The organism is Gilliamella sp. B2772 (assembly GCF_026536985.1).
In the GTDB taxonomy this organism is placed as follows: domain Bacteria; phylum Pseudomonadota; class Gammaproteobacteria; order Enterobacterales; family Orbaceae; genus Gilliamella; species Gilliamella apicola_E.
The window spans coordinates 166394-184380 of sequence record NZ_JAFNNB010000002.1 but is presented as its reverse complement, the minus strand read 5'-3'; the positions used below and the strand labels follow the sequence as shown (position 1 = coordinate 184380).

Below are 17987 nucleotides of genomic sequence, written 5' to 3'. Positions count from 1 at the left end.
ACTCTTCTTTAATTAATCTAATCACAACGACTTAATGCTTTTTAGCTTAGTTCAATACCAAAATAGTTTTTAGCATTATCAAAACTAATATTTTTAACCATTTGACCTAATAATTGGATATCACGTGGTGCTTCGCCATCTTCAACCCAACGTCCAATCATTCGACATAAAATACGTCTAAAATATTCATGGCGAGTGTAAGATAAGAAACTACGACTATCGGTTAACATACCAACAAAACGGCTTAATAATCCAAGTTGAGCAAGCTGTGTCATTTGACGAATCATGCCGTCTTTTTGATCATTAAACCACCAGCCTGAACCAAATTGCATTTTTCCTTGAATACCTGCTCCTTGGAAGTTACCAATCATCGTACCAAGAATTTCATTATCAGAAGGGTTTAAACAATACAAAATCGTTTTTGGCAATGCATCTTGTTTTGCTTGAGCATCTAATAGACGAGAAAGTGGTTGAGCAATAGGTGAATCATTAATAGAATCGAACCCAACATCAGGCCCCATTAAATTAAACATTCTTGAATTATTATTACGCAATGCACCTATATGATATTGTTGAACCCATTCACGTTTGTTGTATTCAACACCTAAGAAAATAAGTACAGCAGTTTTAAATTGAGCAACTTCTTTAGCGGTTAAAACTTCGCCAGATAAACGTTTAGTTAAAATGGTATCTAACTCTTTTTCAGTAGCTTCTTCATAAACAACTGTATCTAATGCATGGTCAGAAATCTTACAACCATGAGCAGCAAAATGATCCATACGTTTTGATAAAGCCTGACAAAGCGCTTGGAATGTTGAAATTTCAACATCGGCTACTGCAGAAAGTTTTTCCATATATGCCGCAAAGAATTCTGAATCAATATTGAATGCTTTATCTGGACGCCAGCTTGGTAAAACTTTAACATCAAATGAACTATCTTCTGCAATAGTTTTATGATGAGCTAAATCATCAATAGGATCATCTGTTGTACCTGCCATCTTAACATTCATTTTTTTCATGATGCTACGAGCTGTAAACTCTGGAGTCGCTAACATCTCATTACAAGTATTCCAAATTTGCTCTGCTGTAGAAGGAGATAATAGAACGTTATCAATACCGAAAGGACGACGAAGCTCTAAATGTGTCCAATGATATAAAGGATTACCAATAGTATGAGGAACAGTTTCTGCCCAAGCCTTGAATTTGTCTAAATCACTAATATCAGTACCAGTACAGAATTTTTCGGCAACACCATTGGTACGCATTGCACGCCATTTATAATGATCACCTTTTAACCAAATATCGTATAAATTCTTGAATTGATAATCTTTAGCAATTTGTTCCGGTGGTAAATGGCAGTGATAATCAAAAATTGGCTGATCAGCAGCAAAATCATGATAAAGCTGACGAGAAAATTCGGTATCTAGTAAAAAGTTTTCAGTTAAAAAACTCATTTTATTCTCCATAAATAGTAGTTAACTATTAAAAGATTACAGGAAAATACATCCTGTAATCTTATTAATTTATTGATTAATTTTGATCTGATGATGGTTCTTTCAAAATAGTCCAAACCGCTAAGGCAGCTAAAAGATCTAAACAAGATAAAATTACAAATAAAGGACTAAAGCCAACAGTATCAGCAAGTGCACCAACAATAAGTGCAAAAATAGTACTAGCTAGCCATGCAGCCATGCCGGTAAATCCATTCGCTGTTGCCACTTCATTACGGCCAAATACATCAGACGATAAAGTAATTAATGCTCCTGATAATGCTTGATGAGCAAAACCACCAATACAGAATAAAAAGATAGCAACATAAGGACTTGAAAATAGACCTATCAGACCAGGTGCAATCATAAGCACACCACCAACCGTCACTACCATTTTTCTTGAATTAATTAAGCTTACTTTAAAATGTTTTTGGAAAAATGGTGACATATAACCACCAAGAACACATCCAACATCAGCAAAAAGCATTGGCATCCAAGCAAAAATAGCGATTTGTTTTAAATCAAAACCATAAGCCGTAAACATAAATAACGGAATCCACGCATTAAAGGTACCCCATGCAGGCTCTGCTAAAAATCTTGGTAGAGCAATTCCCCAAAAACGGCGGCTAGTTAAAATTTTACTTGCTGGTAATTTTTCATTATTTGAAGTTTGATGACTCGCTTCTTGACCAGATAAAATATATTTTTTTTCTTCTTCAGAAAGACGTTTCTGTTTTGTAGGGTGACGATAAAGAATTAACCAAAAAATTCCCCAAATAAAACTTAATAAACCACACAATATAAATGCCCATTGCCAGCTATGGAACCAAATTGCCCATGCAACTAATGGTGGTGCGATCATGGCGCCCACTGATGAACCTAAATTAAACCAACCAACCGCGATCGACCTTTCTTTTGCCGGAAACCATTCACTAGTTGCTTTAAGTCCCGCAGGGATCATTGCTGCTTCTGTTGCACCAACAGCACCTCGAGCAAAAGCCAGTCCGATCCAACTACCTGAAAATGCGGTACTAACACAAAATACTGACCACAAAATAGCAAAAACCGCATATCCCGCTCTCGTGCCTAACAAGTCCAAAATATATCCGGCAACTGGTTGCATTATGGTATAACAAGCTGAGTACGAAGCTACCACATATGAATATTGCTGCGTTGTTAATCCCATTACTTCATTAAGAACCGGGGCGGCTACCGCAATCGAATTTCGCGTAAGATAACCAAGAATTGTCCCTACGGTGACTAATGCTATCATATACCATCGTAGGTTTTTTATCGTTTTGTACATCTTTAATTGCTCCTAAATATATAGATATTTTGGCGCATAATAACATGCCTGACAACTAAAAAAGTTGACATACATCACAAAAATGAACTATATCCCTAATAATTAAAGGGATATTTTTTAAACTAAAAAGTTTGTAACTAAAAAATTTAATTAAAAAAATTGGAACAACATTATTTAATTTGAAGCAATTAGATGTTATTTTAAAAGTCTAAAAAAACTTAAAGGATTTATGCAAAATTCATCATGACCCAAGAACAGCACGAGTATCAAAGACTTTATCAAGTTATCGCAACTGAACTTAAAAACCGAATTATTGACGGCATTTATCCAGTAGGAAGCAAATTACCATCTGAAAGATTGATATGTGAAGAACTAAAAGTAAGTCGTTCAGTTGTCCGTGAAGCTATTATTATGCTTGAAGTTGAAGGTTATGTTGATGCAAGAAAAGGCTCTGGAATTCATGTTATAGCTAATAGTTTACAGACCAATATTCTAACCTCACAGAAAGGATTAAATTTTTCTACGACAGGGCCTTTTGAATTATTGCAAGCCCGCCAACTTATTGAAAGTAACATTGCCGAATTTGCAGCAACACAAATTACTAAAGACGACATCGTCAAATTATTAGAAATTCAACATAATGCTAAAAAAGAAGATCATTATCGTGATTCTGATTGGGATCTAAAATTCCATACACAGATTGCCATGATCACACGGAATACCGCTTTAATTACTATCGTTCAAGAAGCTTGGCAGCAAAGAACATTAAACCCATTATGGAAAAAACTTCATGAACATGTACAACAACAAGACATTGAAAGCTGGTGGGATGAACATGACAAAATATTAGATGCGCTAATTAATCGTGATCCCAAAGCGGCTAAGTTAGCCATGTGGCAACATCTAGAAAACACCAAAAAAATGTTATTTGATGCTGCTAGCGAAGATTTTGAAACAAAACGAGATCACTATCTATTTTCAGATAACCCCGTTATTAGTATTAATGAAAATGAGTAGATTCTATTAAAGGCAATACACTTTGCGCCATTGCGCAAAGTGTATTAATTCGCAAAAGTTAAATAATTAACTATTGTTTAAACCATTAACGCTGATCATCAACCGTTACTCCAGCTGGTGGAGTAAACTTAAACTTATCAAGTGCTACCTTACCTAGGGTTTGACGAGATAAATCATAAAAACTACGCTGACCATCTTCCTCGATAATCGTAAAATTTGAAATCATCCCAGTAGGCAAAACAGAAATAACAAAATCTTGGTTAGAACCATCAGTTGGTTTCAATGTAAAAGAGTCTTGTTTACGTGTAACAATATATGCATTCCAAATAGGATTATGACTATCCGTAATCAAAAGCATTAAACGATTATCCACCGATTTTTTTAAGCTCATTACACTAACTTGTTCAACGGCAGGAGTATAGACCCACATGTTACGCCCATCTGAAATGATTGACGTCTCGTCTGGCTCAGTCATTGTCCAATTAAAGTAATAAGGCCTTGTTACCCACAAATCACCTTTACCTTGTTGAACTGGTTGTTTATCGGCTGTTTTCACATCTTGTGAAAATCGAGCATAAAACCCATCAATTTTAGCTAATCGCTCTTGCAACACCTCTTTATCACCAGCCCATGCTGCACAGCTTGTCATTAACCCAATTAAAATTAAAAACTTCTTCATTACCAATCCTTATGCATTTTGTTTAATACAATAAATTAAACAATCATTTTAATTTAGTTCAAAATATTACCGTTTTTCTGTTAGCTGTGAAAGATATTTTCTTTTCTTTTTCACTTATCAGTTAAGCAGTATATAATAACTGTATTTTGTAAATTTGGATGGTGTAGCATGCCTAGTCTCTCTTTTGAATTTGGGTCAGATGAATTTAAACCTTTAGCGGCAAGGATGCGTCCACGTAATTTATCTGAATATATAGGTCAAAGCCAACTACTTGGTAAAGATAAACCCCTGCCTAAAGCAATTGAAGCAGGTCATTTACATTCTATGATCCTTTGGGGACCACCCGGAACCGGCAAAACCACTTTAGCAGAAATTATTGCGCATCATGCTAATGCTAAAGTAGAACGAATTTCAGCTGTCACTTCAGGGATTAAAGATATTCGCGAAGCGATTGAACGCGCCAAAATTAATCAACAATCAGGAGTAAGAACCATTTTATTTGTTGATGAAGTTCATCGTTTTAATAAAAGCCAACAAGATGCTTTTTTACCTTATGTCGAAAATGGTACTGTAACCTTTATTGGCGCTACCACTGAAAACCCCTCTTTTGAGTTAAATTCAGCACTACTATCCCGTGCCAGAGTCTATCTGCTTAAATCATTAACTAATGAAGATATTGAGCAAATTTTACAACAAGCGATGGATGATCCGGAACGTGGTTATGGCAACCAAAAAATTACGCTACTTGAGGAAACCAGAAAACAGATTGCCGAATTTGTTGGTGGTGATGCAAGACGCGCACTCAACACGCTTGAATTGCTGGTTGATATGTCTGATGGAAAACCATTAACGCCTGAATTACTAAAAGAAGTCATCGGCGAACGTAGTGCAAGATTTGATAATCAAGGTGACCGTTATTATGACCTAATCTCGGCGGTTCATAAATCAATTAGAGGATCTGCACCTGATGCAGCACTTTATTGGTATGCAAGAATCATTTCCGCCGGTGGAGATCCGCTATATGTCGCTCGTCGATTATTGGCTATTGCATCAGAAGATATCGGTAATGCCGACCCAAGAGCAATGCAAGTCGCTTTAGCAGCATGGGACTGTTTTACTCGAGTTGGACCAGCAGAAGGCGAACGAGCTATCGCACAAGCAATTGTTTACCTAGCATGTGCACCTAAAAGTAATGCGGTTTATCTTGCATTTAACCAAGCGATGAAAGATGCAACATCCAAACCTGACTATGATGTTCCAGAACACCTACGCAATGCGCCAACCAGTTTAATGAAAAATTTAGGTTATGGTGCACAATATCGTTATGCACATGATGAACCTAATGCCTATGCAGCCGGTGAAAACTACTTCCCACCAGAAATGGCCGACAGCAAATATTACCACCCAACACAACGAGGTGCTGAGAAAAATTACTCGGAGAAACTGGCTTGGTTGGAAGCACAAAATAAAGCTAGCACAAATCAGCGCTACAAAAAGAATTAGATTGAATATATTAATAGTTACCAAAAGTTCTTGCTCAAGCAAACATGTTGACTGATATTAAATTGATCAAACTAAATCATGCATGTTTAAACAAAGTTTTTGGTAAAGTTGTATATACCTAAAAAATTGATTCACTGATAGGTAAATGAGAGATCCTTAGCAAAGGCTTATCCTAGTTCTTGAGCATATTTAATTAAAATTATATTTGGGAGATAGCCTTAAACAGCTATTATGCTTTATATCCTTATAAAGCTAAATAGCATTATAAAAGCAAATCTCAAGATAAAAATGGATAATATATAGCTAAATATATAGCTCAATAAACGAATTAGATTCATATTTATGATATGAATTTCGAGTTGTAATTATAGATAGGTAGATCTTATCATTCCCCAATATCTCATTTAGTAAGTAACTACCTATCATTGCCTTTTTTGGCAAAAAAAGTTCATATTTCTAAATATCACCCGTAGTCATTGATTTTCGTCAATAAATTAAAGATCACCGCTTATTAAATACACTATATATAGTAATAAAATGATTAATAGGAACTATATATTGTATATTTTGATAAATATCAATTATTATAATCACCATTAAAAACCACAAAAATGGATGGAAAATGAATAAATCAATACTAGTCACAAAACGTGATGGAAAAAAAGAACCTATAAACCTAGACAAAATCCATAAAGTCATTACATGGGCTGCTGAAGGATTAGATAATGTTTCGGTTTCTCAAGTTGAATTACGTTCACATATTCAGTTTTATGATGGTATTCGCACTTCCGACATTCATGAAACAATCATTCGTGCAGCAGCAGATCTCATCTCTCAAGATGCACCAGATTACCAATACTTAGCTGCTCGATTAGCGATATTCCATTTACGTAAAAAAGCCTATAACCAATTTACCCCCCCACCGCTTTATGAACATGTAAAAAAACTTGTTGCCAGCGAACGTTATGACAAACATCTTCTTGAAGATTATAGCCAAGAAGAGTTTGAACAAATGGATAAAATTATCGATCACTGGCGTGACATGAACTTCTCTTATGCAGCGGTTAAACAACTTGAAGGTAAATATTTAGTTCAAAATCGAGTCACTGGGGAAATTTATGAAAGCGCCCAATTCCTATATATCTTAGTGGCAGCATGTCTATTTGCAAATTACCCTAAAAATAGTCGACTAGATTATATCAAACGATTCTATGATGCCGTTTCGACATTTAAAATCTCACTACCCACGCCAATCATGGCGGGTGTTCGTACCCCGACTCGTCAATTTAGTTCTTGTGTGCTAATTGAATGTGATGACAGTTTAGATTCTATCAATGCCACCGCAAGTGCTATCGTAAAATATGTTTCTCAACGAGCTGGTATCGGTATTAACGCGGGTCGAATTCGGGCATTAGGTAGCTCTATTCGTGGTGGCGAAGCATTCCATACTGGCTGTATCCCATTTTATAAGTATTTCCAAACCGCGGTTAAATCTTGTTCACAAGGTGGTGTTCGTGGTGGTGCCGCTACCGTATTTTATCCAATTTGGCATTTAGAAGTTGAAAGTTTATTAGTATTACGTAACAACCGAGGTGTTGAAGAAAACCGCGTTCGGCATCTGGATTATGGTGTACAAATCAATAAATTAATGTATCAGCGCCTCATTAAAAATGAAAACATTACACTATTTAGCCCATCAGATGTACCAGGGCTTTATGATGCATTTTTCGCCGATCAAGACAAATTTGAAGCACTTTATCATCAATATGAACAAGATGTTAATATCAGAAAACGTGTAGTAAAAGCAGTAGAACTCTTCTCATTATTAATGCAAGAACGCGCATCGACTGGTCGAATTTATATACAAAATGTTGATCACTGTAACACGCATAGTCCGTTTAATGCACAACTTGCGCCGGTACATCAATCTAATTTATGTATGGAAATTGCGTTACCAACCAAACCACTTAATAATGTCAATGACGATAAAGGCGAAATCGCACTTTGCACCCTATCTGCCTTCAATTTAGGTAAAATCGAATCGCTTGACGATTTTGAAGAACTTGCCGACTTAACTGTTCGAGCCCTTGATGCATTACTTGATTATCAAGATTATCCTGTTCCTGCGGCTAAAAACGCATCACTTAATCGCCGTACGCTTGGTATTGGTGTGATTAATTATGCTTATTATTTAGCAAAACATGGCGTTAAATATTCTGACGGCAGTGCTAATAATTTAACGCATCGTACTTTTGAAGCGATGCAATATTATCTATTAAAAGCATCGAATAACTTAGCCAAAGAAAAAGGCGCATGCCCACTATTTAATGAGACGACTTATTCACAAGGGATCTTACCTATTGATACCTATAAACAAGATCTCGATACAATCACTAAAGAACCACTACATTATGATTGGGAATCTTTACGTGAATCAATAAAAACTCATGGTTTACGTAATTCAACTTTATCAGCATTAATGCCTTCTGAAACATCATCCCAAATCTCCAATGCCACTAACGGTATTGAACCTCCACGTGGTTATATCAGCATTAAAGCGTCCAAAGATGGCATCTTAAAACAAGTTGTACCTGAATATAATAAATTAAAAGATTTATATGAATTACTTTGGCAAATTCCAAATAATACAGGTTATCTGCATTTAGTAGGCATTATGCAGAAGTTCATTGACCAATCAATTTCGGCAAATACTAATTACGATCCAACCAAATTTCCGAATGACAAAGTACCAATGAAACAACTTTTAGCTGATTTACTAACAGCTTATAAATACGGTGTAAAAACCCTTTATTATCATAATACACGTGATGGTGCTGAAGATATTCAAGGCGATATTGAACTCACATCAAGTGATGATGGTTGTGAAGGCGGAGCATGTAAAATTTAATGGCCCTGTTTAGCACTATAACAAAAGTGAAGGATAGCGATAAGTTATCCTTACTATTCCTACTTTTTCCGAATATTTAGTGAAAAAGTAAACAAAATTAGGAGTTCGACTATGAGTATGAATTACAGCACCTTCTCACACGTCCATAATGATCAACTTAAAGAACCAATGTTTCTTGGTCAACCGGTGAATGTTGCTCGTTATGATCAGCAAAAATATGAAATGTTCGAAAAATTAATAGAAAAACAACTTTCTTTCTTTTGGCGCCCTGAAGAAGTCGACGTTTCACAAGATCGTATCGACTATGCGGCTTTACCTGAACATGAAAAACATATCTTTATTAGCAATTTAAAATATCAAACATTGCTTGATTCAATACAAGGGCGAAGCCCCAATGTTGCCTTACTTCCCCTAATATCTATCCCTGAACTAGAAACATGGGTAGAGACTTGGTCGTTCTCAGAAACTATCCATTCTCGTTCTTATACGCATATCATCCGCAACATCGTCAATGATCCTTCTGTAGTGTTTGATGATATTGTTACCAATAAAGAAATCCAAAAAAGAGCTGGTGATATTGCGGGTTACTATGATGAGCTAATTAGCTACGCAAGTTATTACAATCTACTTGGGGAAGGCAAACACACTGTCAATAATCGAACCGTCACTATCGACTTGCGTGAACTTAAAAGGCGACTTTACCTCTGCCTAATGAGCGTTAATGCCCTTGAAGCTATTCGTTTTTATGTGAGTTTTGCTTGCTCATTTGCCTTTGCAGAACGAGAATTAATGGAAGGTAATGCAAAAATAATCAAATTGATAGCTCGTGATGAAGCGCTTCATCTAACTGGTACTCAATTTATGATCAACACCCTAAGAAGTGGTGAAGACGATCCTGAAATGGCCGAAATCGCCAAAGAGTGCGAACAAGATTGTTATGACCTGTTTTTACAAGCAGCCAATCAAGAAAAAGAGTGGGCAGAATACCTATTTGAAGGTGGTTCAATGATTGGATTAAATAAAGATATTCTTTGCCAATATGTTGAATACATCACCAATATTCGTATGCAAGCTGTTGGGCTTAAATTACCATTTGAAGTAAAATCCAACCCAATCCCTTGGATCAACAATTGGCTTGTTTCCGATAACGTACAAGTCGCACCACAAGAAGCAGAAATGAGCTCATATCTTGTTGGTCAGATTGACTCAGAAATCAGCGAAGATGATTTAAGTGATTTCAAATTATAATTGATAGTAGCTTGCATGGATTGAAAAAATAAAACTGTGCAAGCTATGTTTAATTATTCGCAATCAGTGCCAAACTAAACATTTATCATTTTGATAAATTTAAGTAATTTAGTTCTTCCAAATTTATCTACCCTATTTTTAAGATTAAATAAAATATCAGCAAATGGTATACACTCCTCAATTATTTTTACACAAAGTATTAACTTACCTTATTCATAAAGTATGAAATGAACCAAGTCATGATTTATTAATACTTATTCTGAGTAACAAAGGATTTGTTTTTAGGTGAATGTGTCTTTAATAAATATTATCAAACGGTATATACTCCTCAATTATTTTTACACAAAGTATCAAATCACCTTATTCATAAAATATGAAATGAACCAAGTCATAATTTATTAATACTTATTCTGAGTAACAAAAGATGTGTATTAGGTGAATGTATCTTTAATAAATATTATCAAACGGTATACACTCCTCAATTATTTTAACAAAAAAATCAAAAATCAATTTTAAAAGGTGCAAATGCTCTTTAATTAAAAGTAAAGGTATTCTAACTTGACACTCTTTTAAAATCGGGAGACGATATGACAATTGAATTATCTCAATTTGATATGATGACTATGACTAATGCGCATTTGTTTTATTCTGTCTCTCCGCTTAATTTTAGTGATAACCAAATCACAGTTCCTTATATAAAACAGCAACTCAATGCGTTTCAACAATGGTCGATTACTCAATTCGAAAATAATGCTGATATTGATGATTTAGTACACCTGCGTAGTCAATTTATCGATCAGCTACTTGAACGTTTATGGCATTACTATCAAATTCCAGAACAAATTTCATCGCTATTTAAAAAAAATCGGATTGCACTTATTGCTGTTGGTGGTTATGGCCGTTGTGAACTGCATCCTTTGTCTGATATCGATATTTTGATACTAAGTGATAACTCACTCACCAAAGAGCTTGAAAAACAGATAGGTGATCTAGTTCGTTTACTTTGGGATCTTCATCTTGATATTGGTCACAGCGTCAGAACATTAAAGACCTGCCTGCAAGAAGCTAAAAATGATATCACAATTATGACAAACTTAATTGAATCAAGATTGATTGCAGGAAGTGAGTCATTACTTAAGGAGCTCCAAACACAAATTTTTAGCGATAAAATTTGGCCTTCGCCAGCGTTTTATCGCGCAAAAATCAAGGAACAACAAGAAAGACATCAGCAATATCATAGCACTACCTATAATTTAGAGCCCGATTTAAAAAATAGTCCTGGTGGCTTGCGTGATATGCAAATTATCCAATGGTTAGCTATTCGCCATTTTGGGGGAGAGTTTTTGCAAAAAATTGGACATTTTGATTATCTCACACCCGAGGAAGTCGAAGAATTCAAAGCCTGTCGCAAATTTTTATGGCGGATGCGTTTTGCCCTGCATTGTGTTATTAACCGCTATGACAACCGCCTACTATTCGATCGCCAGTTAAGCATCGCTAAAATGTTAGGTTATAGTGGAGAAGGAAATGCCCCGGTTGAAAACATGATGCATGATTATTATCGGGTAGCACATAATATTACCGAACTCAATCAAATGCTTTTACAGTTATTTGATGAATCAATATTGAAAAGTTACTCACAATATAAAACTTATGATATCGATGAGCATTTCCAAAGTAGAGATAACCTTATTGATGTTAAACATAATAGTGTTTTTACTGATGATCCGGTAATGATTCTTAAGCTGTTCTATACGCTTTTACTTAATCCTCAAATTACCGGACTTTACTCTAATACCATTAGACAACTCCGTTCTGCAAGGCGAAAACTCACGTATTTATTATGTGAAAAGCCAGAGGCGAGGACGTTGTTTATGAAGATCATCAAACATCCTGATGCAATCAAAAAAGCCATTTTACCCATGCATCAATATGGCATTCTGGCGGTTTATATTCCCGGTTGGCAACAGATTTCAGGAATGATGCAGTTTGATTTATTTCATGCTTATACCGTAGATGAACATACTATCCGTTTATTGCTAGAACTGGATCTTTTACGTTCAGAAGATGGCAAACAAAAACATCCAAATAGTTCAATGGCATTGGCTAAATTGTCAAAACCTGAATTGCTTATTATTACCGGATTATTTCATGATATTGGCAAAGGACGGCATGGCGATCATTCGGAAATTGGCGCAAAATTAGTGGAATCTTTCTGTCAATTACATGAATTAGATGCGAAAGATACTGATTTGATTGTCTGGTTAGTTCGTTATCATTTATTGATGTCAGTAACTGCCCAAAACCGTGATCTGCAAGATCCGGAAGTTATTCGTGAATTTGTTCAACTGGTTAAAAGCAAACGACGATTACAATATTTGCTTTGTTTAACGGTTGCCGATGTTTGTGCAACCAATGAAACCTTGTGGAATAGCTGGAAACAGAGCTTAATGCGTGAGCTTTATCTAACAGCCAAGCGCTCGCTTGATTCTGGCATTCATCAAATACCAGAACAACGCAGTATTGCACGCCAACATAAACAGCAAGCACTAGCTCAATTGCTTGCACAAAATTACGATGAACAATCCATTAAACATTTTTGGCAAAGCTATCGTGTTGACTACTTTTTGCGATATACCGCTGAACAGATTGCTTGGCATGTACAGCTTCTATTGAACCATGAATTGAATCAAACACTCGTTTCAATTAATCCAAATCCTTATCATGGTGGTACGGAAATAATTATCTACTCATCAGATAGACCTTTCCTATTTGCAGCGGCATGTAATGCTTTAAGTATGCTAAATTTAAGTATTCATGATGCTTTAATTATTACCAATAAAAATGGGTTTGCGCTTGATACTTTTATTGTACTAGAACCTAATGGGCAAGTGGTGCCTGAAAATCGTCACCAAGATATCATTCAAACTTTAAATAAAGTTCTTCATCAATCAGTTTATAAAGGTGTGACGATTAAGCCGACTAAACAAAGATTACGATCATTTTCTGTTCCGACTCAAGTTAACTTTGTCTCTTCAATTAACGATACTTATATGGAATTAATCGCACTTGATAAACCGGGATTACTTGCTTGTGTTGGTGAAGTCTTTGCAAAGTTAGACTTATCGTTGAGTAGTGCTAAAATAGCGACAATTGGTGAGCATATTGAAGATCTGTTTATTCTAACAGATAAACACAATAAAGCCCTTGATGATAACACCTGTCAAAAACTACGCGAATCGATAGTATTGGCTATAGATTCAATAAACTAATTATCGAAAAGTTAACACAATGCAATTTTTTATTATTTTATTTCCTATTTTTTCTATTTTTATTGTAGGATTTATTGCCCAAAAAGTTCTGAAGTTTGATGTCGCCAATCTTTCCAAAATGTCGCTGTATGTGCTTTCACCTTTTTTGGCTTTTAAAACGTTTTACACACATACCTTAACCAGTGACTATTTTATCTATATTGCCTATATCTTTGGACTCTGCTTTTCTTTGGTATTTATTGTCAGCATGTGGTCAATTGCTATGCGCTATTCGGTAAAAGAGCGTTGTGCGTTGATTTTAAGTTCATGCTTTATGAACAATGGTAATTATGGCACCCCAGTATTACTGGTGTTTTTTGGATCGCTTGGATTCGATTTAGGTGTCATTATGATGGTGTTACAACAATTTGTTATGAGCACCGTTGGTATTTATTATGCGGCTAAAGGCAGTGCACATAGTGATATTGTGAGTCAAAAAGATGTAATAAAAAAAGTGATTAGAATGCCAGTTGCCTATGGTGCTTTTGCCGGAATTATTTTCCAGCTTTGTCACATTCCACTTTCAAAATCTATTATGACTTCAATTGGAATGATCGGTGACTCATCTATTGTCATCATTATGATTATTCTCGGAATGCAGCTGGCTAAAATAAAAATTACCCAACTTGATTACCCAAAGCTCTCATTTGCTTTAACTGCAAGAATGGTTATATCACCAATAGTGGCTTTTGCGATGGTTTATTTTATGCCTCTGTCACCCATGTATAAACAAATTCTTATCGTTTTAGCCGCAATGCCAAGTGCAGCCAATACGACCTTAATGTCAGTACAATTTGATACTCATCCTGAACTGGTATCTAGTGCAACCTTGGTGAGTACTTTGTTAAGTTTAATTACATTACCTATTGTTCTTTCAATAATTGGTGCGCCAATACCTATCTAAATAAAAATAATAGATGGATAAAATCAATCGATGCCAAGCCATTCTTGTTCAAATTGATTGACAAATTTAACCAATATTTCATGGCGCTGTTCGGCCATTTGTTTAGCGGTGTCAGTATTCATCATATCTTTAAGTAAAAATAATTTTTCATAGAAGTGATTAATTACTGTATTGGTCTGTTTATAATTGTTTTCATCAAGTTTAATTCGAGGTGGGACATTGGGATCATGCATGATATTGTGTTTATTACCACCATAATAAAAAGTGCGCCCAATGCCAATAGCCCCTATTGCATCAAGGCGATCCGCGTCTTGAACAATTTGCCCTTCAAGCGATAATGTGGCTTTTTGTGAAAGATTTTTTCGATAGGACATATTTTCAATAATATCGAAAATAGCATTAATTTCGGCTGATGTTAATTTCAAACTGCGTAAATACTCTTTTAATTCAATTATGGCACTATCAACATCTTCCGTAACTTTTTCATCAATAACATCATGTAAATAAGCACTCATCAACACAATAAAAGCATTTGCTTGTGGCTGGTGGTTAAGAATTTTTTGGGCTAATTTAACCACTCGCTCAATATGCGCCATATCATGACCAGAAAAATCATGGGAGAGCTTTTGCTTTACATACATTTTAACGTTATTAAGAGTGGTTTGGGGTGATATAGTCATTTTATTATGCTTATTAAAATTTAGTGTAAGATTTTATTAAAACCTGAATATTGTTTATATTACCGCAGTTAAAACTCAACCGCTATTTATCCTTTTAATTAATAATTTTTACAAAGAAATTAATTATAAAAAATGAATCAAATCAATTAAAAAAAATCATTAATCCTAAATTGGTATCATAATTAATGACTGTTTGGCCTCATTTACTAAAAAATGCCTAGTATTTAATGTTTTTTTTATATTTTTTTTAATTTCTTTCGATTGTTTTCACTAATTCCGAGAGGTAGAATGCGCTAATCAAAATTCATAATCAGTGCAACTAACTGGAGTTGATTAAGTGAAAATATCAACACGTAAAGTTTTGCCATGGCAACTTATAGAATGCTTCACTCGATATCGTCAATTCATCGCTCTACTATTTGGACTATCTATTTTTTGTATTGCACTGGTAGTGTGTTGGCATTTATTAAAAACCATCAATATTAATGATTTAAGGTCAGCTCTACACCAACTTCCTTACCATGCAATTTTACTTTCGTGTTTATCAGCATTAGCTAGTTATATTATGCTTATCTGCTATGAATGGTCAGCCGCACGTTATGCAGGTGTTAAGCTAAAATTATCAACAATTGCGGTCGGCGGTATTTGTGCTTCGGCGATTGGTAATGCTGTCGGATTATCAGCATTATCAGGTGGCGCCATTCGTTGTCGGCTCTATTTCAAATATGGATTAACCACTATAGATGTAGCAAGGATGTCAATTTTTGTTACTCTTTCATTAGGCTTTACCTTACCTTTATTAGCATCAATCGCGGCACTAATTCATATTGAAAAGACCACGATAGCACTACATACTTCAGTAATCAGTATCGAGTTAATATGTAGTGCAGTATTTATCATTTATGCCGGTGTATTATTATTTTTATATGCTCATCGATTGTCTGAAAAACCAAATAAAGATACGCGTTTATACCAAATTTTTCATTGGAAAATCCGTTTACCTAACTGGCGTTTAGCTAGTAGTCAATTTTTAATTACCTTACTAGATGCTATTTTAGCTGGTGCGATCCTCTATTTCTTATTACCAAATAAGCCAAATTTTATTGTTTTTATCATGATTTATATTCTCGCTTTAGTAGCAGGGGTGCTTAGTCATGTTCCGGGTGGTGTTGGTATATTTGAAGCAATTATATTAGCCGCTTTTTCATCTCAAATTGGTGCGGCATCATTAACTATTGCTTTAGTCATTTATCGATTAATTTATATTATATTACCACTCATTCCCGCAGGAATTTTGCTGTTAATTAATGAAGGTAAAAACTTTCTTTCTGCTCCACAAGTAAAAGAAACCGATACTGGCATTGCTGCAACAATTATGGCCGCCTCGGTATTCTTTGCTGGAGTGGTGATGATGTTTTCAAGTGTCATCCCTGGATTCAATCATCATTTTGTCAACACCTTCATTCCTAACAAAATCGTCAATTTTGCCCATTTAACTGCCAGCTTAATTGGTGTTTTATGTTTATTACTAGCGATGGGATTACGTCGCCGACTTTATTCTGCTTGGGGATTGTCCGTTATCTTGTTGATATTAGGTAGTATCTGCTCATTATTAAGAGGTTTACATTGGATTGAAGCCTTTACTTTATTATCGATAGCAATATCATTGTTCTATTTTAGACACGCCTTTTATCGTAAAAGCCGACTAAGTATTTTGCCCTTTTCGTTAAAATCCTTTGTGATCACATTTGGCTTACTTATCCTATTTGTTTGGCTAATTTTATTTATTTATCAAGATATTCCTTATAGTCACAATTTATGGTGGCAATTTGAATTAGATAGCCGTGTTCCTCGAGCCTTGCGTGCAGCATTAGGGAGTTTTATATTATTAAGTGGTGTGATGTTATTTTGGTCTTTCAAACCGGCATTACCCATCTTAACCATTCCCACTAAAGAAGAATTGAGCGAAGCCCATCAAATCATCCTCAACTCGAAGCAACCTGAAGGCGGATTAGTGATGAGTGGTGATAAATCATTACTTTTCAATCAATCAAAAACCGCTTTTATCATGTATGCAAGGCGAGGAAGAAGTATGGTTGCGCTTTATGACCCGATTGGTAATGATAGTGCGCGCGCAGATTTAATATGGGAATTTAGGGATCTTTGTGATCAACACCATTTACGCCCAGTTTTTTACCAAGTTAGAGCAAACAATTTACCATTCTATATGGATATAGGGCTTAGAGTGGTCAAACTTGGTGAAGAAGCGTTAGTTAATTTAAATGAATTTGATTTAACATCAAAAGGTTATAAAGATCTTCGATATACTTGGAATCGCGGGCAACGTGATGGACTTAGTTTAAAATTTTATCCACCAGGTACTGCACCGCTTGATGAGCTAAAAATAGTCTCGGATGCATGGTTAAAAAACAAACACTCAAAAGAAAAGAAATTTTCGTTAGGCGCTTTTTCGAAATCTTATTTAGATAATTTCACCATTGCAGTTATTGAATACCAAGGCAAAATTATTGCTTTTGTGAATTTACTCGAAACCAATCAAAACTACAGTGCAACCATTGATTTAATGCGAGTTTTACAAGATATTCCTAAATCCACTATGGAATTTTTGATGGTAGGATTGATTCTACATTATCAGGAAAAAGGCTATCAGTACTTTAGTTTAGGGATGGTCCCGCTTGCGGGTATGCAAAGGCGACGTGGTGCGCCAATGATCCAACGCTTAGGGGCGTTAGTTTTTCGACGTGGTGGACGTTTTTATAACTTCCAAGGTTTACGTCGCTTTAAAGAAAAATTTGCTACTCATTGGGAACCACGTTATATGGCGGTTCCCAATGGACTTGATCCTTTGGTCGCCTTGATTGACACCACTATGTTAATTTCTGGCGGTAAAACGAATTTAACTCAAAATAAGAACAAATAA

11 protein-coding genes are annotated in these 17987 nt (G+C 35.3%); 7 read left to right on the top strand and 4 right to left on the bottom strand.

The window, feature by feature from the left end; all coding sequences use genetic code 11:
• Positions 1-41 precede the first annotated feature (41 nt).
• Both uxaC and J3T98_RS06035 read right to left on the bottom strand, forming a co-directional pair.
• Positions 42-1454: a glucuronate isomerase gene (gene uxaC, locus J3T98_RS06040; RefSeq protein ID WP_065563666.1), complete on the bottom strand. Its 1413-nt coding sequence runs from the start codon at positions 1452-1454 to the stop codon at positions 42-44.
• A gap of 76 nt (positions 1455-1530) precedes the next feature.
• The gene (locus J3T98_RS06035; protein WP_065734723.1) at positions 1531-2796 is read right to left on the bottom strand and encodes an MFS transporter; all 1266 of its coding nucleotides are present in this window, start codon (positions 2794-2796) and stop codon (positions 1531-1533) included.
• A 243-nt stretch (positions 2797-3039) separates the two neighbouring features.
• On the opposite strand from J3T98_RS06035, the gene exuR reads away from it, so the two are divergent.
• Positions 3040-3813, top strand: a complete 774-nt coding sequence (gene exuR / locus J3T98_RS06030) for a transcriptional regulator ExuR (RefSeq protein ID WP_065734724.1) — start codon at positions 3040-3042, stop codon at positions 3811-3813.
• A gap of 85 nt (positions 3814-3898) precedes the next feature.
• Here exuR and lolA read toward each other — a convergent pair whose 3' ends face one another.
• Positions 3899-4492: an outer membrane lipoprotein chaperone LolA gene (gene lolA, locus J3T98_RS06025; protein WP_267362392.1), complete on the bottom strand. Its 594-nt coding sequence runs from the start codon at positions 4490-4492 to the stop codon at positions 3899-3901.
• A gap of 168 nt (positions 4493-4660) precedes the next feature.
• Between lolA and J3T98_RS06020 the strand changes: the two genes are divergently transcribed.
• From J3T98_RS06020 to J3T98_RS06000, 5 genes are all read left to right on the top strand, one after another.
• Complete coding sequence (locus J3T98_RS06020) at positions 4661-5995, top strand: replication-associated recombination protein A (RefSeq protein WP_065563670.1); 1335 nt, start codon at positions 4661-4663, stop codon at positions 5993-5995.
• A 622-nt stretch (positions 5996-6617) separates the two neighbouring features.
• Entirely contained in the window at positions 6618-8903 is a 2286-nt protein-coding gene (nrdA, locus tag J3T98_RS06015; RefSeq protein ID WP_267338813.1) for a class 1a ribonucleoside-diphosphate reductase subunit alpha, read from the top strand.
• Positions 8904-9020: 117 nt separating this feature from the next.
• A complete protein-coding gene (gene nrdB, locus J3T98_RS06010) occupies positions 9021-10151 on the top strand; it encodes a class Ia ribonucleoside-diphosphate reductase subunit beta (protein ID WP_416380036.1) in 1131 nt (376 codons plus the stop codon).
• A 587-nt stretch (positions 10152-10738) separates the two neighbouring features.
• The gene (glnD, locus tag J3T98_RS06005; protein WP_267362391.1) at positions 10739-13423 is read left to right on the top strand and encodes a bifunctional uridylyltransferase/uridylyl-removing protein GlnD; all 2685 of its coding nucleotides are present in this window, start codon (positions 10739-10741) and stop codon (positions 13421-13423) included.
• 19 nt (positions 13424-13442) lie between these two features.
• Positions 13443-14366: an AEC family transporter gene (locus J3T98_RS06000; protein ID WP_267352954.1), complete on the top strand. Its 924-nt coding sequence runs from the start codon at positions 13443-13445 to the stop codon at positions 14364-14366.
• Between the two features lie 23 nt (positions 14367-14389).
• On the opposite strand, the gene J3T98_RS05995 is transcribed toward J3T98_RS06000, so the two are convergent.
• Positions 14390-15046 (bottom strand): HD domain-containing protein, encoded by a 657-nt coding sequence (locus J3T98_RS05995; RefSeq protein WP_267342461.1) that lies wholly within the window; start codon positions 15044-15046, stop codon positions 14390-14392.
• A 337-nt stretch (positions 15047-15383) separates the two neighbouring features.
• Here J3T98_RS05995 and mprF point away from each other — a divergent pair, with 337 nt between their 5' ends.
• Positions 15384-17987, top strand: coding sequence for a bifunctional lysylphosphatidylglycerol flippase/synthetase MprF (gene mprF / locus J3T98_RS05990; RefSeq protein ID WP_267362390.1), 2604 nt, complete (start codon positions 15384-15386; stop codon positions 17985-17987).